Genomic DNA, 24,646 nt, shown 5'->3' with positions numbered 1-24,646 from the left:
CGGCATGATCGACCGTTATGATTGGACCGGCGGCAGCGAGCCGATGCTGCGCTTCGGCCCCGCGACCGGCCCGATCGTGCTGGCGGCGATGCCGCTGTTCGAGGAAGCCAACCGGCTGCGCGCGTTCATCGTCACGCTGCTGCGTGCGCTCGGCACCCACGGGATCGGCGGGGCGCTGCCCGATCTGCCTGGTACCGGCGAAAGCCTGATGCCGACCGAGGCCGCGATGCTCGACGACTGGCGCCAGGCCTTCGCCGCTGCCGAGGAACGGCTGACGCGGCAGGGCGCGCGCGTGCATGTGCTGGCGATGCGTGGGGGCGCGCTGATCGACACACGCGCCAATTGCAACGGCCGCTGGCATTTCGCGCCCGTCACCGGCGCCGCGCTGGTGCGCGACCTGATCCGCGCTAAGCAGGCCGCGGTGAAGGAGAGCGGCGAGAGCTTTTCGGCCAAGGCGATCCACGAGGATGGCCCGCCGATCGAGCTCGCGGGCAATCTGCTCTCGCGCGGCCTGCTCGCCGAATTGCAGGGTGCGGTGCCGACGGTCGCGCCGCCGCTGCGCACGCTTCGGCTCGACACCGATGCCGGCGAGGCCGACCGCAAGATCGTCGCGCGACCCCTGTGGCGGCGCGCCGAGCCCGACAACAACCCCGCACTCGCGCGCGAACTGGCCGCCGATGTCGCCGATTGGGTGAAGCAATGCGGGAGCTGATCGCCTTTCCCTGCGTGGGCGATACGCTGGTGGGCACGCTCGATGCGGCCGAGGGCGGCACCGGGCTGCTGATCGTATCGGGCGGCAACGAGATCCGCATCGGCGCGCATCGCGGGATGGCGCTGCTCGCCGCCGACATTGCCGCCGTCGGGCACCCGGTGTTCCGTTTCGACCGGCGCGGGATCGGCGATTCGACCGGCGCCAATCGCGGGTTCGAAGCGAGCGGCGACGATATCGCGGCAGCGGTGGCGGCGTTCCGGCGCGCGGCCCCCGGCGTGACGCGGGTCGTCGCGTTCGGCAATTGCGATGCCGCCAGCGCGCTGGCGTTGCACGGCGTGGGCGGCATCGACGCCTTCGTGCTCGCCAACCCCTGGGTGATCGAAACCGCCGACGCACTTCCCCCGGCAGCCGCGATCCGCGCGCGCTATGCCGAGCGGCTCCGCGATCCCAAGGCCTGGCTGCGACTGGTGACCGGCGGGGTGAATATGGGCAAGCTGGCGCAAGGGCTGTCGAAAGTGTCGAAGGCCCCTGCCGAGGAACCCGCCGGACTCGCCGGGCGGCTGGCAGCGGGGATGGCGGCGCGCGCCGAGCCGATCATGATCCTGCTCGCCAAGCGCGACAATACCGCGGTGGCGTTCAACGAAGCCTGGCAGGCAAGCGCGTTCGATCCACTACGCGGACGACTGACGATCGCCGAGCGCGATACCGGGAGCCACAGCTTCCACACCGCCGAAGACAAGGCCTGGCTGCGCGAGCAGTTGCTGAGAGCGATGGCACCCTAAACCTTCTCCCGCCGGCGGGAGAAGGAAGGAGGGCTACTCCGCCGCCTCGCGCACTTCCTCGAATTCCACCTCGGCCAGGAAGCGCTCGGCGTCGAGCGCGGCCATGCAGCCGGTCCCCGCCGCGGTCACCGCCTGGCGATAGACCTTGTCCATCACGTCGCCGCACGCGAACACACCGGGCACGTTGGTGCGCGTCGATCCGGTCTCGACCGCGATGTAGTGATCCTCGTCGAGCTCGATATGCCCGCGGAACAGCTCGGTCGCGGGATGGTGGCCGATCGCCACGAAGCCGCCATCGACGTCGATCGCCGACAATTCGCCGGTCACGGTGTCGCGAAGTTCGATCCCGACCAGCCCTGCGGTGCCGCCGCCGTCGACGAAGCGCTCGACCCCCTTGTTCCAGAGCACGGTGATCTTGTCGTTGGCGAACAACCGCTCCTGCAGGATCTTTTCGGCGCGAAGGCTGTCGCGGCGATGGATCAGCGTTACGTCGTCGCTGTGGTTGGTGAGGTACAAGGCTTCCTCGACCGCGGTGTTGCCGCCGCCGATCACCGCCACCTTCTTGCCGCGATAGAAGAAGCCGTCGCAGGTGGCGCAGGCCGACACGCCCTTGCCCTTGAGCAATTCCTCGCTGTCGAGCCCCAGCCAGCGCGCCTGCGCCCCGGTGGCGATCACCAGCGTCTCGCCTTCATACACATCCCCACCATCCCCAATCAGCCGAAACGGCCGACGTGAGACATCGACCTCGACGATCGTGTCGTACAGCAGCCGCGTTCCGACATGTTCGGCCTGCGCTTGCATCTCTTCCATCAGCCACGGCCCCTGGATGACCTCGCGGAAGCCGGGATAATTCTCGACATCGGTGGTGGTGGTCAGCTGCCCGCCCGGCTGGATGCCCTGAACCACGATCGGCTGCATACCCGCCCGCGCACCATAAATGGCGGCCGAAAGCCCGGCAGGGCCCGAGCCCAGGATCAGCATGCGGGTGGTGTGCGTCGTCATGGCATTCCATCGGATAAGAGGATCGTGCAGCCGGCTTTAAGACGGTCGCATTCAAGATCGCAAGATAGGAGCAGGTTGGCGGACTTCCCAGCAGTGCTGCGCCGCCGCGAAATCGCATCCCGCGCCATCGCACCTGCAGCACCGGACTCGCCGAATCGCTGCAATTACCGTAAGGTTAGAAAAGTTTGCGTTGAGTTTTGCGTCGCACCAGAAGCTCTAACGCGGAGACGGCTCCCATGCATCTCGGGCTGGCTATTCTTGTCATCGTAGCATTGTGTCTTGGCTTGGTCATGCGCCATCATGTGCGCGAACGCGAACGTCGCGAGCGTCGACGCAAACGGCGGCTTGAAAATATTGCGCGTGCCAAGGCGTGGGACGGGGTAATGAAAAGGCCAAACCAGCGATTGCTGACCTATGACGCGAGCAGTTCACAACTGCCGAACACCACGCCGATGGTAGCGGAGGAGGGATTTGAACCCCCGACCCCAGGATTATGATTCCCGTGCTCTAACCAACTGAGCTACTCCGCCCCAAGGGGCCCGCCTATCGGCGAAGGCGCGCTCATAAGTCGGTGTGGCGGGGCGGTCAAGCGAACATATGGCGCGAGAGGGCTTCCCATGGCCCGCCGCGATACCACCATGCCGCCAGCCCTGCGATCGCGAGCCGTCGCGGCGCGAAATCGGCTTCCATCTGCTGGCGCAGCGCCCTGGCGACGGCGGCCTCGACCTTGTTCTGGATCGTCACGTGCGGGCGCCAGCCGGCTAGGTCCTGCGGCACCAGCATCGGCGCGAACGCTTCGGCAAGCCGCGCGCGTATATCCTCGAGCGCGGGCGATTCGATGCGGAAGGCGGTGCCGCGCCCAAGCGAGATCACGCCGGCGATCCGTGCATCTGGCGCCGCGATACCGCGCGTCTCGGCCGCCAGCCGCTGCTTGAGTTCGCGCGCCAGATCGGGCGCAAGATGGTGGAACAGCGTCAGATGCGGGTCGAGCTGGTTGCGCTCGGGTGGGAAATGCTCGGTGCGAAGCCGATTGAGATAGGCGGCGTCCTCGCCACCGAAGACCGCGGTGACGATGATCGGCGCGGGCGGTCCTGCCCCGGTCAAATCTCGACCTGGCTTCCCAGTTCGACGACCCGGTTGGTAGGAAGCCGGAAGAACTCCATCGCGCTTTCGGCGTTGCGCAGCATCCAGGCGAACAGCTTCTCGCGCCACAGCGACATCCCCGGCCGGGCCGAGGGCAGCAGCGTCTGCCGCGCCAGGAAGAAGCTGGTTTCCATCATCCGAAACTCGGCGCCGCAATCATGCACCTTGGCGAGCGCGGCGGGCACGTCTGCCTCCTCCATGAAGCCGTAGCACAGGATCATGCGGTGGAACCCCTGCCCCAGATCGTCGAGCGCGACTCGCTTGTCATCGGCCACATAGGGCACGTCGACGATCTTTACCGTCAGCAGGATGACGCGATCGTGGAGCACCTTGTTGTGCTTGAGATTGTGCAGCAGCGCGTGCGGCACGCCTTCTGGAGTCGAGGTCATGAAGACCGCGGTCCCAGCGACGCGCGTCGCCGAATTGGCCGCCGACTGGATGAACACCTTGATCGGCATCGCGCTCTCGCGCAGCCGGTCTATCATCAGCTTGCGGCCCTTGGCCCAGGTGGTCATGAGCGTCAGGATGATGATCCCCGCTAGCAGCGGGAACCAGCCACCATCGGGAATCTTGGTCATGTTCGACGCGAGATAGGCGCCGTCGATCACCAGGAAGACGAAGGTGACGCCGAAAGCCACCGGGGTCGGCATCTTCCAGACGCGGACCATCAGCACGCCGAGCATGCAGGTGGTGATGAACATTGTGCCCGTCACCGCGATGCCATAGGCGGCGGCGAGGTTGCTCGAGCTGCGGAAGAAGAACACCAGCAGCAGCACCATCACGAGCAGCGCCCAGTTGATGACGGGGATGTAGATCTGCCCCGCCGCGGTCGCGCTGGTGTGGTTGATCCGCATCCGCGGCATGAAGCCGAGCTGGATCGCCTGCTGGGTGACCGAGAAGGCGCCCGAGATGACCGCCTGACTGGCGATGATCGTTGCCATCGTCGCGAGGATCACCAGAGGAAGCCGGAACTCCTCGGGCGCCATGCGGAAAAAGGGGTTCGCCGCGGCGCTGGGGTCGTTCATCAACAGCGCTGCCTGGCCAAGATAGTTGAGGATCAGCGCTGGGGCGACGAAATAGAGCCAGCCGATCGCGATCGGCTTGCGCCCGAAATGCCCCATATCGGCATAGAGCGCCTCGGCCCCGGTGACCGCGAGCACGACCGAGCCGAGCGCAAGGAAGCCCAGGCGAGGATCGTCGGTGAAGAACTGCACCGCATATTGCGGCGACAACGCCCACAGCACTTCGGGGCGCGGCATGATGTTGATGACGCCGAGTACCGCCAGCGTGATGAAATAGACGATGATGATCGGGCCGAACAATTTGCCCATCACCTCGGTGCCGCGCGCCTGGATGAAAAACAGCCCGACCAGGATCGACACCGCGATCGGCAGTACCAGCGGCTCGAACCCCGGCTGGACGGTGGTAAGCCCCTCGACCGCCGACAGCACCGAAATCGCGGGAGTGATGAAGCTGTCGCCATAGAATAGCGCGGTGGCGAACACCCCGAGCATCACCAGACTGCGCGACCAGCGCTGCGCGCCCGAACGGCGCGTGATGAGCGCGAGCAGCGCCAGGCTGCCCCCCTCGCCCTTGTTGTCGGCGCGCATGATCAGGATGACATATTTCAGCGTGACGATGATCATCATCGTCCAGAAAATCAGGCTGACGACCCCGAACACGTGCAGCCCATCGACCGGCAGCGGATGATGGCCGACGAAGGATTCCTTGAGCGCATAGAGCGGGCTGGTGCCGATATCGCCGAACACCACGCCGATCGCGCCGATCGTGAGCTTCCACATGCCGTTCTGGCCGTGCGCGCGCGGCGGTTCGCTATCGTCCGACGCCGGCAGTGCGGCCGACGAAGTCGGGTTGTCGATCACGAACGAAGCGTCCGGGCGGGTAGCGGGCCTTGAACGACCATGCGACCAAATCTCTCGTGTAAGGAAACCGCGCCGTTACCACCCTCGCTGCAGCGCCGCAACGGGGCCGATGGACCCGGTTTCCACCCGCGGGACAAGCGCGAAACGCCGGGCTATAGGCGCGCCATAAGCTTCAAGAGAGGATCGTCATGCGAGTCGGTGTCCCCAAGGAAATCAAGAACCACGAATATCGAGTCGGGCTGACCCCGCCCTCGGTCGCCGAGCTGGTGGCCGCGGGCCACGAGGTGATCGTCGAGACCCAGGCGGGCAGCGGTATCGACTTCGACGACGTCGATTATGTGGGCGCGGGCGCCCGCATCGTCGGCACCGCTGCCGAGGTGTTCGCGAGCAGCGACATGATCGTGAAGGTGAAGGAGCCACAGCCTTCGGAAATCGCGATGCTCGAGCCGCGGCACCTGCTGTTCACCTATCTCCACCTCGCCGCCGACAAGGCCCAGGCCGAGGGGCTGATGGCGTCGGGTGCGACCTGCATCGCCTATGAGACCGTCACGAGCGAGTCGCGCTCGCTGCCGCTGCTCAAGCCGATGAGCGAAGTCGCCGGGCGGATGTCGGTGCAGGTCGGCGCGCATTATCTGGAAAAGGAGCAGGGCGGTCGCGGCGTATTGCTCGGCGGCGTCCCCGGCGTCGCTCCGGCGCGCGTCGCGATCCTCGGCGGCGGCGTGTCGGGCGTCAACGCGGCGCAGATGGCGGTCGGCATGCGCGCCGACGTCACGATCTACGACATCAACAATGACCGGCTGGCCGAGCTCGACATGTTCTTCTCGAGCCAGATCAAGACCGCCTATGCCAGCAAGGCGGCGATCGCGGCCGCGGTAAAGAACGCGCATCTGGTGATCGGCGCGGTGCTGGTGCCCGGCGCCGCCGCGCCCAAGCTGGTGACGCGAGAAATGCTCAAGACGATGAAGCGCGGTTCGGTGCTGGTCGACATCGCGATCGACCAGGGGGGCTGCTTCGAAACCTCGCACGCCACCACCCACGACGATCCGGTGTACGAGGTCGACGGCGTCATCCATTATTGCGTCGCCAACATGCCCGGCGCGGTCGCGCGCACATCGGCCTTCGCGCTCAACAACGCGACCTTGCCCTATGTGCTGCGCCTCGCGCGGTTGGGTGCCGAGGGAGCGATGGCCGCCGACCGGCATCTGGCGAACGGGCTGAATGTGTCGCAAGGCAAGATCCGCCATCGCGCGGTTGCCGAGGCGCTCGACCTCTCCTTCCATGAATGGACGGGAACGAATGCGGAACAAGCTCGTTTGGCGCATGATGCCTAAGTAACGAGGAACCCACGATGTCCGATACTGCGAACCCCAAGAGCGAGCCCTTTTCGAACGCCGAGAAGGACCCAGACGACTGGACCACCGGCGACGAGAAAATGACCGGCGCACAGGCATCGTATCGCAAGACGCTGAGCGAGGAAGCCGGCGAACCGTTCGACGAGACGCTGACCAAGGCGGATGCCTCGAAGCGGATCGATGCGCTGCAGGGAAGGACCGGGCGCGGCGCATAACCGCCCTTCCCCTTCTCTACCCCCCTCCCTCGACAAGGGAGGGGGTTTGCTCACATCCCCGGCGCGCCGCCCATCTCGGCCTGCATGCGCGCGCGCATCGCCAGAAACCGATCGAGCATCGCGATCCGTTCGGCGATCGCCGGTCGGTACGCGGAATTCGCCCGGGATACCGCCAGCGCACGCACCCAATAGGCGCGCGCCGAATCGAACTCGCCCGCGCGCATCAGCGCTGTGCCTTGGAAGAACCACGGCGCGGGATGCTGCGGATTGAGCGACCGCGCCTTGCGGAACGCCAGTTGCGCCGCAGGCGACATTGCCCCTCCGTCTTGCTGGTTCAGCGTCACGCCGAGCCAGGTCCAGAGCGGCAGGCTGTTGGGTGCCGATCGCACGCCGCCGAGCATCGCCAGCGCCGCGCCGCGATCATTGCCCATCCGGTTGAGCGCGTCGGTCAGCGTGAAATAGGTATCGGCATATTGGAAGCGGCCGAACATCTGCTGGCGGATTTCGATCAGCGACGGATCTATCGGCGCGCCGCGCGCCGCCTGGGCGTCGGGCAAGCTCCCCGCGAGCGTGGGCCGGCCTTGCAGCGCGTAGCCCGCCGCCCCCAGCATCAGCACCGCGCCCGCCAGCAACAGCAATCGCGGCGCGATCCGCAGCGACCATAGCAACGCGACGATCGCGGCAAGCAGGAAGGCCAGGGTTACGAAACCCATGCTGGCGTCCGTCGCTGCGATCGGCGCCGCAGCACCGTCAACAGCCGCCGCTCGCCCGCGGCAGCATCATCCGCGGCCGATGAGCCGGCGGGCCTGCGCATCGGCGACGTCCGACGCGGGCAGTCCGGTGCGCTCGCTTTCGTCCCACACATCGACCAACCGGCCAGGAATGAGCGTGATCCGCCGCTCGACCTCGGCGCGGTCGCCATGGCCGAGATATTCGAGGCCGACGCTGATGATGCCGCCGGCGTTGATGACGTAATCGGGCGCGTACAGGATCCCGCGCGCATGCAGCGTCGCACCGTCATCGCGGTGGGCGAGCTGGTTGTTCGCGCCGCCCGCGACCGCCCTGCAGCGAAGCGCGGCGATCGATTCGGGGGTCAGCACCGCGCCAAGCGCATTGGGGCTGACGATATCGGCTTCGATGCCGAGCACCTGATCAGGATCGGCAACCGCAGCGCCGAGCGCCTCGGCGAGTGCCTGCGCACGGTCACGATTGACGTCGGCCAGCGTCAGCCGCGCGCCATCGGCGGCCAGCAGCCGTGCGAGGCCGCCACCGACGCTGCCGACGCCCTGGATCGCGACATGGACGCCGCGCATGTCATCGGTGCCCAGCGCGCGCTTTGCCGCTGCCTTGACGCCGAGATAAACGCCCATCGAGGTGAACGGCCCGGGATCGCCCCCTGCCCCGCCGCTGGCGGTGGCAGGCAGGCCCGAGACAAACTTCGTCTCCCCCGACACGGTGACCATATCGGCTTCGGAAATCCCGACATCTTCGGCAGTGACGTAACGCCCGCCAAGCGATTCCACTGCGCGACCGAACGCCTTGAGCATTTCGGGGGTCTTGGTGCGATTGGCATCGGCGAGGATCACGCCCTTGCCGCCGCCCATCGGTAGTCCGGCCATTGCGTTCTTGAAGCTCATCCCGCGCGACAATCGCAGCGCGTCGGTGATCGCATCAGCCGACCGGGCATAATGCCAAAATCGAGTGCCGCCGGCTGCTGGCCCGAGCGCAGTCGAGTGCAAAGCGATTACCGCCTGCAGGCCGGTGGCGCGGTCGGTGAAGAGGTGCACGCCCTCATGATCGTCGAAATCGGGGAAGCCCCAGTCGGTGAGCACGAACGATGGTTCCGGTGTTGGGGAAGGAATGGGGCGACCGACGGGACTTGAACCCGCAACTTCCGGCATCACAAGCCGGTGCTCTAACCAATTGAACTACGACCGCCGCAGAGTGAGCGCACTTAACGAGGGGTTTCGCCAAACGCAAGATTGCTGCGCGGGTTTCTTCGCATTGGCCTGCGTCAGGCGGTGACCGCCGCGCCGCCACGCGAGATCCGCAGCGCTTCCTCGGGCGTGGTCCGCCCCTCGCGCACCAGCGCGCGCGCCGCCGAGCCGAGATTGGGGGCGGCAACAAAGGCATGGCGCGAGAGGATGGCGGCATCGCCGCCATCGTTGAGCAGCCGGCTGATCGCCGGATCGCACGCGATCGCTTCGAATACCGCGACCTGCCCAGCAAAGCCGCTGCCCGCGCAGGCGTCGCACCCGTCGCTGGTGTAGATCACCGATCCCGGATCGAACCCCAGCAGCGCCGACGCCGCCGCCGATGCCTGGACCGGGCGCCGGCAATCAACGCACAGCCGGCGTACGAGACGCTGCGCGACGACGATCCGCAGCGTCGACGCGAGCAGGAAGCGTTCGACGCGCAGCGCACGCAGCCGCGCGATCGCCCCCACCGCGTCGTCGGCCTCGACCCCCAACAGCAACAGCCGCCGCGTCCGCGCCGCCTCGAACGCCATCTGCGCGGTTTCGCGATCGGGCAAATCGTCGAGCATCACGATGTCGGGGTCCTGGCGCAGCACCAGCCGCAGCGCCGCGGCGGTGCCGCGCGGATCGGCGGCATCGACGGTTACACGGCCGACGCCGGCGTCTGCGGCCTCGGCGGTGCGCTGGATCGCGAGCGATCGCCGTGTCCCGACATTCACTCGCGCAAGGATCGCCCGCAACGTCGCGGCGGAGCCCGAACCCGCGGGTCCCGCCACGACGACGATCCCGCCCGCCGCATCGAGCAACGCGCTGTCGATCGTCCGGACCAGCGCGGGCGACATGCCGATCGCGGCCAGCGGCTCGTCGGCGCTCGGCGTCCCCATATGCTGCAACACGACGCGCGCGCCATCGGTGGTGTCGACCCGATATGCGAGCCAGTCGCGGCCGGCGGCGGTCAGCCGTCCCTCGCCCTGCCCCGCGATCAGCCCGGCGCGGTCGAACAGGCAGCCGCGCAAGGCCGTGGCGTCGGAGCCACGCAGCGCCAGCACTTCGTGCAATGCACCGTGCACGCGGATCCGGATCGCCAGCGCCTCGTCGCTGAGATCGACATGTATCGTACCGCCACGGCGTGCAATGCATTCGGCAAGCACGCGGTCGAGCATTGGGTTTACATCGCCGCCGCCGGTGGGCGCGGGAATTGCGGTCGGGCGCTGAACGACCGGGGACGTCTGCCGCTGCCGTACGAGCAAGTGATCGGTCGCCATATGCCCCCCAACGCGCGACCGATCTGGCCGAGCGTGACGGTCCTGCGACCGCGATGTTACCGTTTCGTGTCAGGCGCCGGGCGAAGTGGGTGCCGAACCGTGCAGCGCTTTTCGTGGTCGCGGCTTTTTGGCAGAATGGCGCAATGGCAACGCTCGCACCCGCCCCGCCGGTCAATCTCGGCTCGGGCTATCCGCCCGAACCGGTGATCGATCACATCCTCGCGCAACCCGGTGTCCAGAAGGTGCCCAGCCCCAAGCTGACGCTGTTCCTGCGCAAACGCTTTCTCACCCCCGAGGTCTGCGCCGCGCTGTGCGCGCAGATTGATGCGCAGCGCCGACCCTCGACGGTGTCGGACTTCAACGGCGATTCGGCGTTCCGCACCAGCGAGACCTGCGATCTGGACACCAGTGATACGCTGGTCGCGCAGCTCGAGCAGGCTATCACCGCGTTTTGCGGGCTCGACGGCGCGCATGGCGAGCCGATCCAGGGGCAGCGCTACGCCATGGGGCAGGAGTTCAAGGCGCACACCGATTATTTCGAGCCGCAGGGCGTCGACTTCCAGAAATTCTGCTCGGTCGCGGGCAACCGCACCTGGACGGTGATGCTCTATCTCAACGAACCAGAGGCGGGCGGTGCGACGCGGTTCAAGGCGATCGACAAGATGGTCCACCCCGAAACCGGCAAATTGCTCGCCTGGAACAACCTGCGTCCTGACGGCACGCCCAATCCGGCGACGCTGCATCATGGGATGAAGGTGCGCGCGGGAACCAAGTACGTGATCACCAAATGGTATCGCGAGCGCCCCTGGGGCTGGGCGTAGAACGAAACGGGCCGCCGGAGGATATCCCCCGGCGGCCCGAAGTGGCGCGATAGCTCGGCGGTTACAGCGTGGCGCTGATCCCTACCGAGAAGATGCGGCCGAGGTCATAGGTGTTGGTGTCGACCCGGACGTCGTTCGGGAATATCTGATATTCCTGGTACCGCGTCTTGGTCAGGTTGCGGCCTTCGAACTTGAGATCGATCGACTGGTTCTCACCGATCGCGATGCCCTGGCGGAACACCACGTCGAGCCGCAAGCCGGGCTCTTCGACGATATCGGGCAGGCGCGTCCCTTCGACCACCGGACCACGATTCGTGACGCGCTCGCTGGCGTAATTGAACAGCACCGTGAACTGCGTCCGGCTCTCTTCGTCTTCGATACCGATCTGCGCGTTCACGAGATGGTCCGACTGGCCCACCAGCGGTGCGCCGTCGTCGAACACCAGCGACGATTGCTGGGGTGCCGCGCCGAGGATCGGGCTGGGAACCAGCTGGTTGCCCGATTGCAGCTGCGACTGGGTGTAGGTGTAGTTTCCGAGCAGCAGCAGCCGCGCGGTGGACCAGCCTTCGCCGACGAAATCGAGCGGAACGTATTTCTGGAACTCGACTTCACCGCCATACAGCGTCGCCTGCGGTGCGTTCGAGAAGCCGGTCTGCAGCGAGGTCGAACCGCCCGCGACGAAGGCGATCGCCTCGATCGGGTTGTCGATCCGCTTGTAGAAGCCGGCGAGGGTGAAACGCTGGTCGCGCTTGAAGAACCATTCATAGCGCGCTTCGAGATTGTAGAGCTCGGAGTCGACGAGCAGCGGGTTGCCGAGGAACTGCCGGTTACTCTCGAAATCCTGATAGATTTGCGGTGCGAGCTCGCGGAACTGCGGGCGTGCCAGCGTCTTGGAGGCATGCACCCGAAGCTGCATGTCTTCGGCGAAATTCCAGGTGATCGTCGAGGCCGGCAGCCAGTAATTGTTGCTCAGGTTGGTCGGGTCGATCGCCCCTTGCGACAAGACCTGCTGATCGGCGGTCTCATAGCGAACACCGACCGACGCACGCAGCCCGTCGAGCACTTCGGCCTCGGCCTGCACATAGCCAGCATGCACTTCGAGCGACGCGTCATACGCCGCAGCGCCCTGGCCTACCGATTCGTTGCGCAGGGTGATACCGTTGGTGCCGATGATGTAGTCGGACAGTAGATAATCGGGGCGCAGCTGCGCGACCGTCGCGTTCACCGGACCATTGTTCGGCCCGATGAAGCGGAAAAAATAGCGGCTCGAGCTGCGTTCGGCGTTCGAATATGCATAGCCGGTTGACACTGACAACGGCCGATCGGCATCGAAATCATAGGTGAAATCGGCAGCCCCGGTCCAAAGATCCTCGTTCAGATCGCTGAACGCGATCGTCGCCGAGCTCGGGGTGTTGAGCGCGTTGGTGTAATCGCGGACCGTGGGATCATAGACGTAGCGGAATTCGCGCTCATAGGGCGCCTCGCGCTTGGTATTGGCATAGGCGCCGCGCAAATCGATATCGAAGGCACCAAAGTCGAGTTCGGCAACCGCCTGGCTGGTGAAGAGCTGGCGCGCAAACCAGTTGGTGTTCTGGACGATGAACGACGGCACACCGAACTGGCCGGGAATGCCAAAATTCTCTTCATCGCCCTGCCCCAGAATGCCCTGCTTCAGGGTATCATGGACATATACGTTGGTGACGCGGAGGCGGTGATCGCCGATCTCGGCGCCCAGCCCGAAAAGGCCGTTGACGATGATCCGGTTGTCGGTGGTCACGCGATCGAAATCACTCACCAGCCCACCATCGGCACCGGTCGCAACCTGTTGGATGGCAGCGCGGGTGCGCCAGCTGTTCGAGATGCCGCCAGCACCGATCAGGCCGATCTTCGCCCCGCCGACATCGAACGACGTCCCGAAGCTCGCCTCGCCCGACCAGTTGGCGGGGATATGATAATTTTCTTCGAGCAACGTCGTGGGGGCGTTCGACAATTGGCCGATCATATTGGGGTCGTTGACCGAGGTGTTGTTCTTGCCCGCGTCCTTGATGAAGCCGGGAACGGTGCGTTCGCCATCGTCGAAGCCGAATACATCGGCCGAGCCGCCGTCATAGACATAGCCAAGCTCGCTACTGGTGACGGTGTCGAAGCCGACCGAGCCGCCGACCTGCAAAAAGCTCTCGTCGGGTATCGCACGGGTCGTGAGATTGATCGCGCCGCCGCCGAATTCACCGGGATAATTTGCCGAATAGCTTTTCTGCACCAGCGCCGACGCGACGACATTGGTTGGGAAGATGTCGAGCGGCACCACGCGCCGCAGCGGCTCGGGGCTCGGCAGTGGCAAGCCGTTGAGCAGCGACGAAGAATAGCGATCGCCGAGACCGCGGACGAAGACGAAGCCGTTACCGACCACGCTCAGCCCGGTCACGCGCGTCAGGGCGCCGGCGATATCGCCTTCGCCGGTGCGCGCGATGTCGGCGGTCGTAAGGACCGACACGACTTGCGGCGTTGCACGAACGATGTTGGGAATGTTGCGACCGATGACGACGATATCTTCCTGCGCGTCACCCGAGCCGGGCCCCGAAATTTCGGCCTCCTCCAGAATGTCGGCTTCCGTCTCTGCCTGCTGGCTGGTCGAGTCGGGGGCCACGGTCTGCGGCATCGCCTGCGTGCCGCCAGCGCCCGGAGCGACCGTCTGGCCCGCCGGGGGGGTCGATGTCTGCCGGGTGTTCGGGACCGCAGCCGCCAGCGCCTGTGGCGCGACGAGCTGGGTCGTCAATAGGAGGAGGCTGCCGAATGCGGTCTGCTGTTTCATCATCTAGTTCCGGATCAGAGGTCGTCGTCACGCGAGCGATGCGGGGGTGGCGGGCGATTGCACCACCACCCCCGCATCTTGGCCGCTCGGCGCGTTACGTGGTCGGAAAACCGGTGCACGCCCCGCTGGTCGAACCGAAGTTCGCGCGGTTCGAGTTGCAGGTCCAACCCTGATACCAGGTGTCGTTCGGGCCGCTGACGGCACCGATATAGCTGGTCTGCACCAGGAAGGCCGACCCCGCCGGGTTCAGCGTTGCTGCGTTGAACGCCGGGACGGCGAGGGCCGCAGCAGCCGGGAGATACCCACCGGTAACGGCGCCCGCAGCCGTACCGTTGGTGACGTTGTTGTTGCCCGCGACCAGCTCAGCCTGCTCGGCGTTGGTGACGGTCACGCCGCCCTGCGCGGTTTCGGCGCTAAGCGCGCTGCAGGCGAAGTAAACCGAGTTGAAGCGAAGCGGTCCGGCTTCGTCGATGGCGGGGTTCGCCGGACGGATGGTCGACTTGCCACCGTTGTCGGTGGTGCCAGCGATCACGTTGAGGCACGCCTGCTGGGTTACCACGATGCCGTTCACGAAGGTGAAGTCGGCGCCACCGCGCGGGCGAAGCGCTGCGGGGGTGCCCGAGTTGGTCGACGTGTGGATGAAGGTGAAGTTAGCGATCCGGCCGTTCTGGCGCGGAACCGCGTCTTCGTTGTTGTTCGAGTCGATCTCCATCATGAAGTTGTCGCTCTGGTTGTTGACCGGCTTCTGGATGCCGATCGCGAACTGGATGAAGCCCTTCCAACCAACATCGGTATCCAGCGTATCATCGTCGATGCCGGTGCCGACGAAGTAGCGCAGGTTGTGCGTGCCACCGAAAATCTCGATGCCGTCATCCGAGCTGTTGTGGATCTGCAGATATTCGAAGCGCGTGCCCGAACCGACGCCGCCGGTGGTGATGCCCTGCAGTTCGTTGTTGGGGCTGATGACGGTGCCCGAATAGCGGACCTGAACGTAGCGCATGACGCCCGAGCTGTCGCCCGAGGTGGCACCGCCATAGATCACGTTGCCGGTGCCTTCGACGGTGTTTTCGCAATTCACCGCACCGCCGCCAACGCCGCTGAGGTTGCAGTTCGAGATCGGCGCGCGGCCGGCGATGATGATGCCGCCCCACAGGCCCTGCGATTCGTCGGTCGCGGTGCCGCGCAGGTTCTGCTCGGCGGTGAAGATGATCGGCGCGTTGGCCAGGCCCTCGGCGATGATCGTCGATCCGCGGTTGATCGACAGGAAGTCGTTCTCGGCGTTGGTGGTGTTTGCGTAGATCAGCACGCCAGGTTCGATCGTCAGATTGCCCGCGGTACCGGCGGTACCCGCGCCACCGCGATCGACGCCGACATCGACGCGGCCATTGATCTCATACGCGGTGCCCGCGCGACGCGGCAGCGTCAGATTGGTGACCAGCGACGGGATACGGCACGAGCGCAGATTGCCGATGATGCCGACATCGGTCGTACCCGTCGGGCAGCTAGCGGCAGGTGTTCCGGCGGTCGAGGTTGGGGTGGGCGTTGGGGTTGGCGCCGGCGCGGGGGCAGGCGTCGGGGCAGGCACGACGATCACGCCTTCGCCTGGCGATGCGACGCTCGACGCGCCGTCGCAGGCGGCGAGCGAGGCTGCGGCGCAGCTGGTGAGCAATACGAGGCTGAGGCGTTTGAAATCGGCCATGAAGAATCTCCGTTCCGGTGCTTCCGGTTTGCGAGGGCTGGGCATGGGCGCCCACGATCGACTCGGAAATCCCCCTGTCGACCTCGCGCCCTCGCTAGGGCCCAAGCATGACTACGGGATGGGATTTTGAAGAAAGTTCGGTGGCAGTTTTATTGCTGAACCGTGACGGTTGTTACGCCGCGGTTACAGCGCGCCGCCGATCTGCGGCCCGGCCCCTGCGCCTAACCCCCGACGCGGACACGAAAAACCCCGCCGGCTCTCGACCGACGGGGTTTCGAAAATCTGGTGGGCGCGGCAAGGATTGAACTTGCGACCCCACCCGTGTGAAGGGTGTGCTCTACCACTGAGCTACGCGCCCGCTGCCGAAGCGGCGAACCGAACGGCGGGAGCGCGCTCTTAAGCGAGGCGCGCGCCCTTTGTCCAGCCCGTCGATCGACGGCGTATGTCAGTCGATCAGTTGACCGAATCCTTCAGGCCCTTGCCGGCCTTGAACTTGGGCTGGGTCGAGGCCTTGATCGTCATCGGCTCGCCGGTGCGCGGGTTGCGACCGGTCGATGCCTTGCGCTTGCTGACCGAAAAGGTGCCGAAGCCGACCAGGCGAACTTCGTCGCCCTTCTTGAGCGCGCCCGAGATCGAATCAAACACTGCTTCGACCGCCTTGATCGCGTCGCCCTTGGTAAGCCCCGAATGGTCGGCAACCTGGCCGATCAGTTCCTGTTTGTTCATCCCAAAACCCCTGCTCTAAAAACCGAAACCTGCTCGCTCGCGGATCGAACGTCCGCAATCGGTGCGGCAGTAAGGCCGCTCCAACGCCCTGTGTCAAAGGGATTTGGGCGTTTTTGCGGCCAAACGTCCGAAAAACGGCGGGTTAGTGGTGCACAGACCCCGCCACCGGCGGCACCCCGGGCGGGGGCAAGGCGGCCAGCTCGTCGGCCTCGGTCCAGTCGATCGCCGTCAGCGGTTCGACCAGCGCCAGGCGAAGCACCTCGTCGACATGGCTGACCGGGATGATCTTGAGCCCGTCGCGGATCACCGCGGGGATCTCGACCAGGTCCTTCTCGTTTTCCGCCGGGATCAGCACCGTCGTGATCCCGCCGCGCATCGCCGCGAGCAGCTTTTCCTTCAAGCCGCCAATCGGCAGCACGCGGCCGCGCAGCGTCACCTCGCCGGTCATCGCGATCTCGCGGCGAACCGCAACGCCGGTGAGCGTCGAGACGATCGCGGTGACGATGCCGATACCCGCCGAAGGACCGTCCTTGGGCACCGCGCCCTCGGGCAGATGGATATGGATGTCCTTGCGCGCGAACAGGCTGGGCTTGATCCCATAGGACGGCGCGCGTGCCTTGACGAAGCTGAACGCCGTTTCGATCGATTCCTTCATAACATCGCCGAGCTTGCCGGTGATCTTGGCCGCGCCCTTGCCGGGCACGGTGACGCTTTCGATCGTCAGCAATTCGCCGCCGACTTCGGTCCAGGCAAGCCCGGTGACCGCGCCGATCTGATGCTCTTCCTCGCCGATGCCGAAGCGATGCTTGCGGACCCCGGCATATTCGCCGAGATTTTCGGGCGTGATCGTGATGCTGGTCGCCTGGCCCTCGAGGATCTTGCGCAGCGCCTTGCGCGCCAGCCGCGCGATCTCGCGCTCGAGCGTGCGGACGCCTGCCTCGCGGGTATAATGGCGGATCAGGTCGCGCAGCGCCGCCTGTTCGAGCGTGAACTCGCCTTCCTTCAGGCCATGCGCGTCGATCTGCTTGGCGATCAGATGCCCCTCGGCGATCTCGACCTTTTCATCCTCGGTATAGCCCTCCAGCCGGATGATCTCCATCCGGTCGAGCAGAGGCTGCGGCAGATTCAGCGTGTTCGCGGTCGTGACGAACATGATGTCCGACAGGTCGACGTCGATCTCGAGATAATGGTCCTGGAACTTGCCGTTCTGTTCGGGGTCGAGCACCTCGAGCAACGCCGATGCCGGATCGCCGCGGAAATCCTGGCCCAACTTGTCGATCTCGTCGAGCAGGAACAGCGGGTTCGACGTGCCGGCCTTGCGCAGGTTGGTCACGATCTTGCCCGGAAGCGAACCGATATAGGTGCGGCGATGCCCGCGAATCTCGGCTTCGTCGCGCACGCCGCCCAGCGACTGGCGGATGAACTCGCGCCCCGTCGCCTTGGCGATGCTCTTGCCGAGCGAGGTCTTGCCGACGCCGGGAGGGCCGACGAGGCACAGGATCGGCCCCTTCAGCTTGTTGGTACGCGCTTGGACCGCGAGATATTCGATGATCCGGTCCTTGACCTTCTCGAGGCCATAATGATCGGCATCGAGCACCGCTTCGGCCTCGACCAGATCCTTCTTGATCTTCGATTTCTTGCCCCAGGGCAGCCCGAGCAGGACGTCGAGATAGTTGCGCACCACCGTCGATTCGGCCGACATCGGTGCCATCGTCTTGAGCTTCTTGAGCTCGGCGGTGGCCTTGGTCCGCGCTTCCTTGCTCAGCTTGAGCGTCGCGATCTTCTGCGTCAGCTCCGCGATCTCGTCGCCATCGCCCTCCTCGCCCTCGTTGCCCAGCTCGCGCTGGATCGCCTTGAGCTGTTCGTTGAGGTAATATTCGCGCTGGGTCTTCTCCATCTGGCGCTTCACGCGGCTGCGGATCTTCTTTTCGACCTGCAGCACGCCGAGCTCGCCCTCCATGAAGGCGAACACCATTTCGAGCCGCTTGCGCGGGTCGATCTCGACCAGCAGCGACTGCTTGTCGGCGACCTTGACCGCGATGTTGCCCGCGATCGCATCGGCTAGGCGCGAGGCATCGTCGAGCTCGCCCAGCTGCACCGCGGTTTCGGCGGGCAGCTTGCGGTTGAGCTTGGCGTAATTCTCGAACTGGTCGACCACCGATCGCATCAGCGCCTGCACCTCGGTGCCCTCGACGGCCGCTTCCTCGACCGGCGAGACTGTCGCGGTGAGATAGCCGTCCTTGGCCTCGAGCTGGTCGAGATTGGCGCGCGCCTTGCCCGACACCAGCACGCGGACGGTGCCGTCGGGCAGCTTGAGCAATTGCAGCACTTCGGCCGAGACGCCGGTGTCGTACAGATCGTCGCGGCCAGGATCGTCCTGCGCGGGATCGAGCTGGGCGACCAAGAAAATCTCCTTGTCGTCGGCCATCGCGGCTTCGAGCGCCGCGACCGACTTGTCGCGACCAACGAACAGGGGCACGATCATGTGCGGAAACACGACGATGTCGCGTAGCGGCAATACGGGATAGCTGGATTTCATGAACACTCCGATGGCGTCCGACAAACGACGCCTTTGCAACCTATATGGGGGCGCGATGCAAGGCATCAATCGTGCGGCGCTGCTTGGCGCCGTCGCGCTGCTCACCCCCGCCGCCGCCGATCCGGGTAAGCCGCCGCTCAGCGCGCAAACCGCCACGACGGGCGGGCCGCTCGACCCCGATCAACAAAAGCTGATCTTCGACACCGCCGACCTAGCGTTCGAAATCTTTCCCGAGCGTGAAGCGATCGCTGGCGTGGCGACGCTCGGCTTCACCGCCAAGGCGCCGGTCCGCCGGTTGGTGATCGATCTCGACCGTAATTTGCCGGTGAGTGCGGTGGCGATCGACGAGGTCGCGCTGCCGCGCAGCGCCTGGCGCAACCCGCAAGGCCGCATGACGATCGACCTGCCGCGGCAGGTTGCCGCGGGCGGCAAGGTCAGCGCGCGGATCAGCTATGCCGGTACCCCGCATGTCGCGGTGCGCGCGCCGTGGGACGGCGGCTTCGTCTGGGCGAAGACCCCGTCAGGCAAGCCCTGGGTTGCGACCGCGATCCAGGGCGAGGGCTGCGACCTGTTCTGGCCATGCATCGATTATCCGACCTACGAGCCCAAGCGCATCGACCTGCATATCACCGTTCCCCCCGGGCTCGGCGCGCCCTCGAACGGCGTGCTGACCGGCATCGACACACTGCCCGACGGGCGGAGCCGGTGGAACTGGAGCGTCGCCAATCCGACGATCCATTCGGTCGCGCTCAATGTCGGGCCGTATCGCGAACTCAAGGCGGTCCATACCAGCCGCTTCGGCAACCAGATCCCGATGCATTTCTGGTATCTCGAAGGCAATGAGGCCAAGGCGCGCGGGCTATTCGCCGAATTCGCGCCGACGCTCGATTTCTACGAAGCGATGGTCGGCCCCTACCCCTTCGCCGCCGAGAAGATGGGCGTGGTCGAGACCCCGCACCTCGGCATGGAGCACCAGACGATCAACGCCTATGGCAATGGCTACAAGCAGGCGCCCGAGGGCTTCGACTGGCTGCTGCACCACGAATTCGGCCATGAATGGTTCGCCAACCAGATGACGGTGGCGAACTGGGACGATTTCTGGCTGCACGAGGCCTATACCCAATATATGCAGCCGCTCTACGGCCGTGCCCGCGAGGGCGAAGGACGCTATCTGGCCATGATGCGAGCCGGGCGGGCGCGGTTCGAAAATCTCCATCCGATCGTCTCAGGGAGCGCGCGCGCCGCGAACCTGGTGAGCGACGAAGCGACCGGGCCGGGCAGCGACATTTATTTCAAGGGCGCGTGGATGCTCCACACGCTGCGCGGGCTGATCGGCGATGCGAAGTTCGGCGAAATCATGCGCCGCGTCGTCTATGGCCGGCCCGATCCCGCGCCGGGCAACTTCACCTCGCGCTTCGCGACGACCGCCGAATATCGCGCAATCGTGAACGATGTGGCCGGGCACGACCTAGGCTGGTTCTTCGACGTATATCTGGGGCAGGCAGCGTTGCCCGAACTCGTCGAGACGCGCACGCCGGGGCGGTTGGCGCTGGCGTGGAAAGTGCCGGGGGGTGGCGACTTTCCCCTGCCGGTCGAGGTGTCGGTCGCAGGACGGATGAAGACGCTGGCGATGGCGGAAGGGCACGGTTCGATTGCCGTACCGGCGGGGGCGCAGGTTATCGTCGATCCGCAGTCGCGCGTGCTGCGCAAGCTACCGGGCGACGGCGGCAGCTGACGCGCCACCGCCCGGCTCGGATTACGGCACCACCGTCGTGAACAAATAGGTCGCGAAGATCAGCAGATGGACCACCCCCTGCAACACGGTCGTCCGCCCGTTGCCGAGCGACAGCACCGCGACCAGCAGCGACAGCCCGAGCAGCACGATCGCCTTCGAATCAATGCCGAGCGCGATGTCGAGCCCGAGCACCAGCGACACGATCGCCACGGTCGGGATCGTCAGCCCAATCGTCGCCAGCGCCGAGCCGAGCGCGAGGTTGAGGCTGGTCTGCAGCCGGTTACGCCGCGCCGCCTTCACCGCGGCGAGGCTCTCGGGCGCAAGCACCAGCGCGGCGATCGCCACGCCGACCGTTGCCAGCGGCAGTCCTGCGCCGAGCACGCCGCGCTCGAGCGTCGGCGCCAGATCTTTCGCCAGCAGCACCACCGATACCAATGCCACCAGCAGGACCCCGAACGCGGTCCAGGCCTGTCGAGTGGTGGGCGGCGCTGCATGCGCCTCGTCGCCCAGATCGCCGTCGGCCGCGGGCAGAAAATAATCGCGGTGGCGAACGGTCTGCACCAGCACAAACGTTGCGTAGAGGATCAGCGAGATCGTCGCGGTGAACATCAATTGCGCGGGGCTGAAATAGGGCCCGGCGCGCGCGAGCGTGTAGTTGGGCAACACCAGGCTGAGCACCGCCATCGCCGCCAGCACGCAAAGCGACGCACTGACGCCCTTCAGCACGAAGACCTGTTCATGATGCCGCACCGCGCCCACCAGCAGGCAGATGCCGACGATTCCGTTGAGGATGATCATGATCGCCGCGAACACCGTGTCGCGCGCCAAGGTCGGGGCATCGTCGCCGCCGGTGAGCATTAGCGAGACGATCAGTGACACCTCGATCACCGTCACCGATACCGCCAGCACCAAGGTCCCGAACGGTTCGCCGACCTTGTGCGCAACCACTTCAGCCTGATGCACCGCCGCGAGCACGCATCCGATCAGGATCGCCACCGCCACCGCGATTCCCGCACCTCCGATCTTGGCAAGCGACAGGCCAATCGCGATCAGCCCTAACGCCGGCAGCGCCAGCGACCATAAGGGCAGCATAGGATGATCGGGCAGGTCTGGGGCAGCAATCGGGGCAGCGGGCATGCGGTCTCCTGTCAATTCGGTCGCTCGACGAATGAGCGGGCGCAGCCGGGGTTCCGAGTATCATAGCCAGGCACCGGTGCGTTACGCGCCGATAGGAGATATTGCAGATGACGATCTGGACCAACCGTGCCGCCGAAATGGCGGCCACCTTCATGATCGGCGACGGGCTGTTGGGGCTCGTGCAGCCCAAACGGCACGTCGGTCTGTGGGAGCGTGACGCGCTGGGTGCCGAGAAGCTGGTCGCCCCCTTCCGCGGTCGCCCGGGCCGACGGCAGGCCTATGCGGTGGTACAGATCGCCGCCGGGCTGGTCCTGGCAAGCCGCCAGCGCGGACGGGGTTAAGATTAGCGAAACTTGCCCCGCTTATCATCTATCCCCATGATATATTGGCTGATTACCGCCGCCATCGTGCTGAACGGCTGGACGATGCTCCGCTTCTGGCAGGACAAGCAGCGCGCGATCGAGGGCCTCCGGCGCATCCCCGAAAGCGACCTGCTCGGCCTAGCGCTGATTGGCGGGTCACCGGGCGCGCTGCTTGCGCGGCATCTGTTCCGGCACAAGACGCGCAAACAGCCTTTCTCGACCTATTTGCTGCTGATCGTGATGATCCAGGTCGGGGTCGGGATCGGCCTATGGCTACCGCGATAAAAAGGGGCCCCGGTTTCCCGAGGCCCCTTCGCTAGCAGCATCGCCAATCGATCAGGCGGCGCCGCTGCCCGCTTTTTCCTTCTTGGCGTACACGCGCACCGGTTCCTTGCGGCCCTCGATCACGTCCTTGTCGACCACGACCTCGTCGACGCCGTCCATGCTCGGCAGGTCGAACATCGTGTCGAGCAGAATGCCCTCGAGGATCGAGCGGAGCCCGCGCGCGCCGGTCTTGCGTTCGATCGCCTTCTTCGAGATCGAGACCAAGGCCTCGTCGTTGAAGCCGAGCTTGACGCCCTCCATGTCGAACAGCTTCTGATACTGCTTCACCAACGCGTTCTTGGGCTCGGTGAGGATCTTCATCAGTGCCGACACGTCGAGATCCTCGAGCGTCGCGATCACCGGCAGACGGCCGACGAATTCGGGGATCAGGCCGAACTTCAGCAGATCCTCGGGTTCGACTTGCTTGAGCGTCTCGCCGGTGCGGCGTTCCTCGGGCGCGGCGACATAGGCGCCGAAGCCGATCGACTTGCCCTGCAGGCGATCGCCGATGATCTTCTCGAGGCCCGAGAACGCGCCACCGCAGATGAACAGGATGTTCGTGGTGTCGACCTGCAGGAATTCCTGCTGCGGATGCTTGCGCCCGCCCTGTGGCGGCACCGACGCTGTGGTGCCCTCCATCAGCTTGAGCAGCGCCTGCTGAACGCCCTCGCCCGACACGTCGCGCGTGATCGAGGGGTTCTCGGCCTTGCGGCTGATCTTGTCGATCTCGTCGATATAGACGATCCCGCGCTGCGCGCGCTCGACGTTATAGTCCGAAGCCTGGAGCAGCTTGAGGATGATGTTCTCGACATCCTCGCCGACATAGCCCGCCTCGGTCAGCGTCGTCGCATCGGCCATCGTGAAGGGCACGTCGAGGATTCGCGCCAGCGTCTGCGCCAGCAGCGTCTTGCCGCAGCCGGTCGGGCCCACCAGCAGGATGTTCGACTTCGAGAGCTCGACATCGGCACCCTTGGCGCCATGGTTGAGCCGCTTGTAATGGTTGTGCACCGCCACCGACAGCACGCGCTTGGCGCGCTTCTGGCCGATGACATAATCGTCGAGCACGTCGCAGATTTCCTGCGGCGCAGGCACGCCGCCGTCTTTCTTGCTCACCAGCGCGGACTTGGTTTCCTCGCGGATGATGTCGTTGCACAGTTCGACGCATTCATCGCAGATGAACACCGTCGGCCCGGCGATGAGCTTGCGCACCTCGTGCTGCGACTTGCCGCAGAAGGAGCAATAGAGGGTGCTCTTCGAGTCGCCACCGCTCAGCTTCGTCATTCGATTTCATCCTTGGCGCCGCTCGGGCGCTTTAATCCACCCGCCATCCTACACGGCAGGGTATCAGGGGCAACGCACAAATTGGGGGCTGCCCCCGCCCCCCGCAATGCAGGCCCGCCGAAACGGACCTGCATCCTAGGCCTTACATCGTCGGCGTGGTGCCCGTCGATGGATCCTCGGGCACGCCCGGGCGCTTGTCGTACACTTCATCGACCAGGCCGAAAGCCTTGGCTTCGTCGGCTTCGAGGAAGGTATCGCGGTCCATCGCCTTTTCGATCTCCTCGATCGGCTTGCCGGTGTATTTGGCGTAGAGCTCGTTCATCCGACGGCGGATGCGAAGGATCTCGCGCGCCTGGATCTCGATGTCGCTCGCCATGCCCTGCGCGCCGCCCGAAGGCTGGTGCACCATGATCCGCGCGTTGGTGAGCGCGACGCGCATCCCCGGCTCGCCCGATGCCAGCAGGAAGCTGCCCATCGACGCTGCCTGCCCCATGCAGACCGTGCCGACGCGCGGGCGGATATACTGCATCGTGTCGTGGATCGCCATGCCGGCGGTCACGACGCCGCCGGGCGAGTTGATGTACATCCAGATGTCCTTCTTCGGGTTCTCGGACTCGAGGAAGAGCAGCTGTGCGGTGATGAGCGAGGCCATGCCGTCCTCGACCCCACCAGTGACGAAAACGATGCGCTCGCGCAGAAGCCGCGAGAAAATGTCGAAGCTGCGCTCGCCACGGCTCGACTGTTCGATGACGATAGGAACGAGTGCGCTCATAGGGTCGTGCATGGAAATCCCGCTCAGAAGTTGAAACGCCAACATCGGCGCTAGTGAAGTGCCGCGCAAGGGGGCGCGGCGGGTTGGGCGAACGTAGCCTCAGCGGCG

The 24,646-nt window shown here is 65.5% G+C and carries 21 protein-coding genes and 3 tRNA genes; 8 read left to right on the top strand and 16 right to left on the bottom strand.

What is annotated here, in order from left to right:
• Positions 1–4 precede the first annotated feature (4 nt).
• Together NMP03_RS03075 and NMP03_RS03070 are read left to right on the top strand one after the other, a co-directional pair.
• On the top strand, positions 5–712 hold the full coding sequence (locus NMP03_RS03075; RefSeq protein ID WP_256507071.1) for an alpha/beta hydrolase family protein: 708 nt from the start codon (positions 5–7) through the stop codon (positions 710–712).
• A complete protein-coding gene (locus tag NMP03_RS03070; protein ID WP_256507070.1) occupies positions 700–1,494 on the top strand; it encodes a hydrolase 1, exosortase A system-associated in 795 nt (264 codons plus the stop codon). Before NMP03_RS03075 ends, NMP03_RS03070 begins: the two co-directional genes overlap by 13 nt.
• A gap of 33 nt (positions 1,495–1,527) precedes the next feature.
• Here the strand turns inward: NMP03_RS03070 and trxB are convergent, their stop codons facing one another.
• From trxB to NMP03_RS03050, 4 genes are all read right to left on the bottom strand, one after another.
• A complete protein-coding gene (gene trxB, locus NMP03_RS03065; RefSeq protein ID WP_256507069.1) occupies positions 1,528–2,496 on the bottom strand; it encodes a thioredoxin-disulfide reductase in 969 nt (322 codons plus the stop codon).
• 453 nt (positions 2,497–2,949) lie between these two features.
• Positions 2,950–3,026: transfer RNA gene (locus NMP03_RS03060), tRNA-Met, on the bottom strand.
• Positions 3,027–3,081: 55 nt separating this feature from the next.
• On the bottom strand, positions 3,082–3,600 hold the full coding sequence (locus tag NMP03_RS03055) for a 2'-5' RNA ligase family protein (protein ID WP_256507068.1): 519 nt from the start codon (positions 3,598–3,600) through the stop codon (positions 3,082–3,084).
• Positions 3,597–5,441, bottom strand: a complete 1,845-nt coding sequence (locus NMP03_RS03050) for a potassium transporter Kup (protein ID WP_256507990.1) — start codon at positions 5,439–5,441, stop codon at positions 3,597–3,599. The genes NMP03_RS03055 and NMP03_RS03050 overlap by 4 nt, the downstream gene beginning before the upstream one ends.
• A 269-nt stretch (positions 5,442–5,710) precedes the next feature.
• On the opposite strand from NMP03_RS03050, the gene ald reads away from it, so the two are divergent.
• A complete protein-coding gene (ald, locus tag NMP03_RS03045; RefSeq protein WP_256507067.1) occupies positions 5,711–6,853 on the top strand; it encodes an alanine dehydrogenase in 1,143 nt (380 codons plus the stop codon).
• A 17-nt stretch (positions 6,854–6,870) separates the two neighbouring features.
• Entirely contained in the window at positions 6,871–7,089 is a 219-nt protein-coding gene (locus tag NMP03_RS03040; RefSeq protein ID WP_256507066.1) for a DUF3072 domain-containing protein, read from the top strand.
• A gap of 50 nt (positions 7,090–7,139) precedes the next feature.
• Here the strand turns inward: NMP03_RS03040 and NMP03_RS03035 are convergent, their stop codons facing one another.
• The 4 genes from NMP03_RS03035 to NMP03_RS03020 all read right to left on the bottom strand — a co-directional run bounded on the left by NMP03_RS03035 (position 7,140) and on the right by NMP03_RS03020 (position 10,228).
• Positions 7,140–7,802, bottom strand: coding sequence for a tetratricopeptide repeat protein (locus NMP03_RS03035; RefSeq protein ID WP_256507065.1), 663 nt, complete (start codon positions 7,800–7,802; stop codon positions 7,140–7,142).
• Between the two features lie 66 nt (positions 7,803–7,868).
• Positions 7,869–8,921, bottom strand: coding sequence for a Glu/Leu/Phe/Val family dehydrogenase (locus NMP03_RS03030; RefSeq protein WP_256507064.1), 1,053 nt, complete (start codon positions 8,919–8,921; stop codon positions 7,869–7,871).
• A gap of 29 nt (positions 8,922–8,950) precedes the next feature.
• Positions 8,951–9,027, bottom strand: a tRNA-His gene (locus tag NMP03_RS03025).
• 76 nt (positions 9,028–9,103) lie between these two features.
• Positions 9,104–10,228 carry a GspE/PulE family protein gene (locus NMP03_RS03020; protein ID WP_256507063.1) on the bottom strand — a complete coding sequence of 375 codons (1,125 nt, stop codon included), beginning with the start codon at positions 10,226–10,228 and terminating at the stop codon, positions 9,104–9,106.
• Positions 10,229–10,473: 245 nt separating this feature from the next.
• On the opposite strand from NMP03_RS03020, the gene NMP03_RS03015 reads away from it, so the two are divergent.
• Positions 10,474–11,151, top strand: a complete 678-nt coding sequence (locus NMP03_RS03015; protein ID WP_256507062.1) for a prolyl hydroxylase family protein — start codon at positions 10,474–10,476, stop codon at positions 11,149–11,151.
• Between the two features lie 61 nt (positions 11,152–11,212).
• Here NMP03_RS03015 and NMP03_RS03010 read toward each other — a convergent pair whose 3' ends face one another.
• The 5 genes from NMP03_RS03010 to lon all read right to left on the bottom strand — a co-directional run bounded on the left by NMP03_RS03010 (position 11,213) and on the right by lon (position 18,927).
• Entirely contained in the window at positions 11,213–13,966 is a 2,754-nt protein-coding gene (locus tag NMP03_RS03010; protein ID WP_256507061.1) for a TonB-dependent receptor domain-containing protein, read from the bottom strand.
• Between the two features lie 91 nt (positions 13,967–14,057).
• Positions 14,058–15,662, bottom strand: coding sequence for a hypothetical protein (locus NMP03_RS03005; RefSeq protein WP_256507060.1), 1,605 nt, complete (start codon positions 15,660–15,662; stop codon positions 14,058–14,060).
• A gap of 283 nt (positions 15,663–15,945) precedes the next feature.
• Positions 15,946–16,020 (bottom strand) — tRNA-Val (locus tag NMP03_RS03000).
• 95 nt (positions 16,021–16,115) lie between these two features.
• On the bottom strand, positions 16,116–16,388 hold the full coding sequence (locus NMP03_RS02995) for an HU family DNA-binding protein (protein WP_256507059.1): 273 nt from the start codon (positions 16,386–16,388) through the stop codon (positions 16,116–16,118).
• Between the two features lie 142 nt (positions 16,389–16,530).
• Positions 16,531–18,927 (bottom strand): endopeptidase La, encoded by a 2,397-nt coding sequence (gene lon / locus NMP03_RS02990; protein WP_256507058.1) that lies wholly within the window; start codon positions 18,925–18,927, stop codon positions 16,531–16,533.
• Between the two features lie 55 nt (positions 18,928–18,982).
• On the opposite strand from lon, the gene NMP03_RS02985 reads away from it, so the two are divergent.
• On the top strand, positions 18,983–20,662 hold the full coding sequence (locus tag NMP03_RS02985; protein ID WP_256507057.1) for a M1 family metallopeptidase: 1,680 nt from the start codon (positions 18,983–18,985) through the stop codon (positions 20,660–20,662).
• 21 nt (positions 20,663–20,683) lie between these two features.
• Here NMP03_RS02985 and NMP03_RS02980 read toward each other — a convergent pair whose 3' ends face one another.
• A complete protein-coding gene (locus NMP03_RS02980; protein WP_256507056.1) occupies positions 20,684–21,799 on the bottom strand; it encodes a calcium:proton antiporter in 1,116 nt (371 codons plus the stop codon).
• A gap of 107 nt (positions 21,800–21,906) precedes the next feature.
• Here NMP03_RS02980 and NMP03_RS02975 point away from each other — a divergent pair, with 107 nt between their 5' ends.
• Both NMP03_RS02975 and NMP03_RS02970 read left to right on the top strand, forming a co-directional pair.
• The gene (locus tag NMP03_RS02975; RefSeq protein ID WP_256507989.1) at positions 21,907–22,140 is read left to right on the top strand and encodes a hypothetical protein; all 234 of its coding nucleotides are present in this window, start codon (positions 21,907–21,909) and stop codon (positions 22,138–22,140) included.
• A 36-nt stretch (positions 22,141–22,176) separates the two neighbouring features.
• Positions 22,177–22,446, top strand: a complete 270-nt coding sequence (locus tag NMP03_RS02970; RefSeq protein ID WP_256507055.1) for a DUF1294 domain-containing protein — start codon at positions 22,177–22,179, stop codon at positions 22,444–22,446.
• Between the two features lie 51 nt (positions 22,447–22,497).
• On the opposite strand, the gene clpX is transcribed toward NMP03_RS02970, so the two are convergent.
• Positions 22,498–23,766 carry an ATP-dependent Clp protease ATP-binding subunit ClpX gene (clpX, locus tag NMP03_RS02965; RefSeq protein ID WP_033921312.1) on the bottom strand — a complete coding sequence of 423 codons (1,269 nt, stop codon included), beginning with the start codon at positions 23,764–23,766 and terminating at the stop codon, positions 22,498–22,500.
• 142 nt (positions 23,767–23,908) lie between these two features.
• The gene (locus NMP03_RS02960; protein ID WP_256507054.1) at positions 23,909–24,550 is read right to left on the bottom strand and encodes an ATP-dependent Clp protease proteolytic subunit; all 642 of its coding nucleotides are present in this window, start codon (positions 24,548–24,550) and stop codon (positions 23,909–23,911) included.
• Positions 24,551–24,646 lie beyond the last annotated feature (96 nt).

Source organism: Sphingomonas qomolangmaensis, from assembly GCF_024496245.1.
Lineage (GTDB): Bacteria > Pseudomonadota > Alphaproteobacteria > Sphingomonadales > Sphingomonadaceae > Sphingomonas > Sphingomonas qomolangmaensis.
Note: the sequence above shows the minus strand (reverse complement) of the source record. Positions and strands in the feature narration are given on the sequence as shown.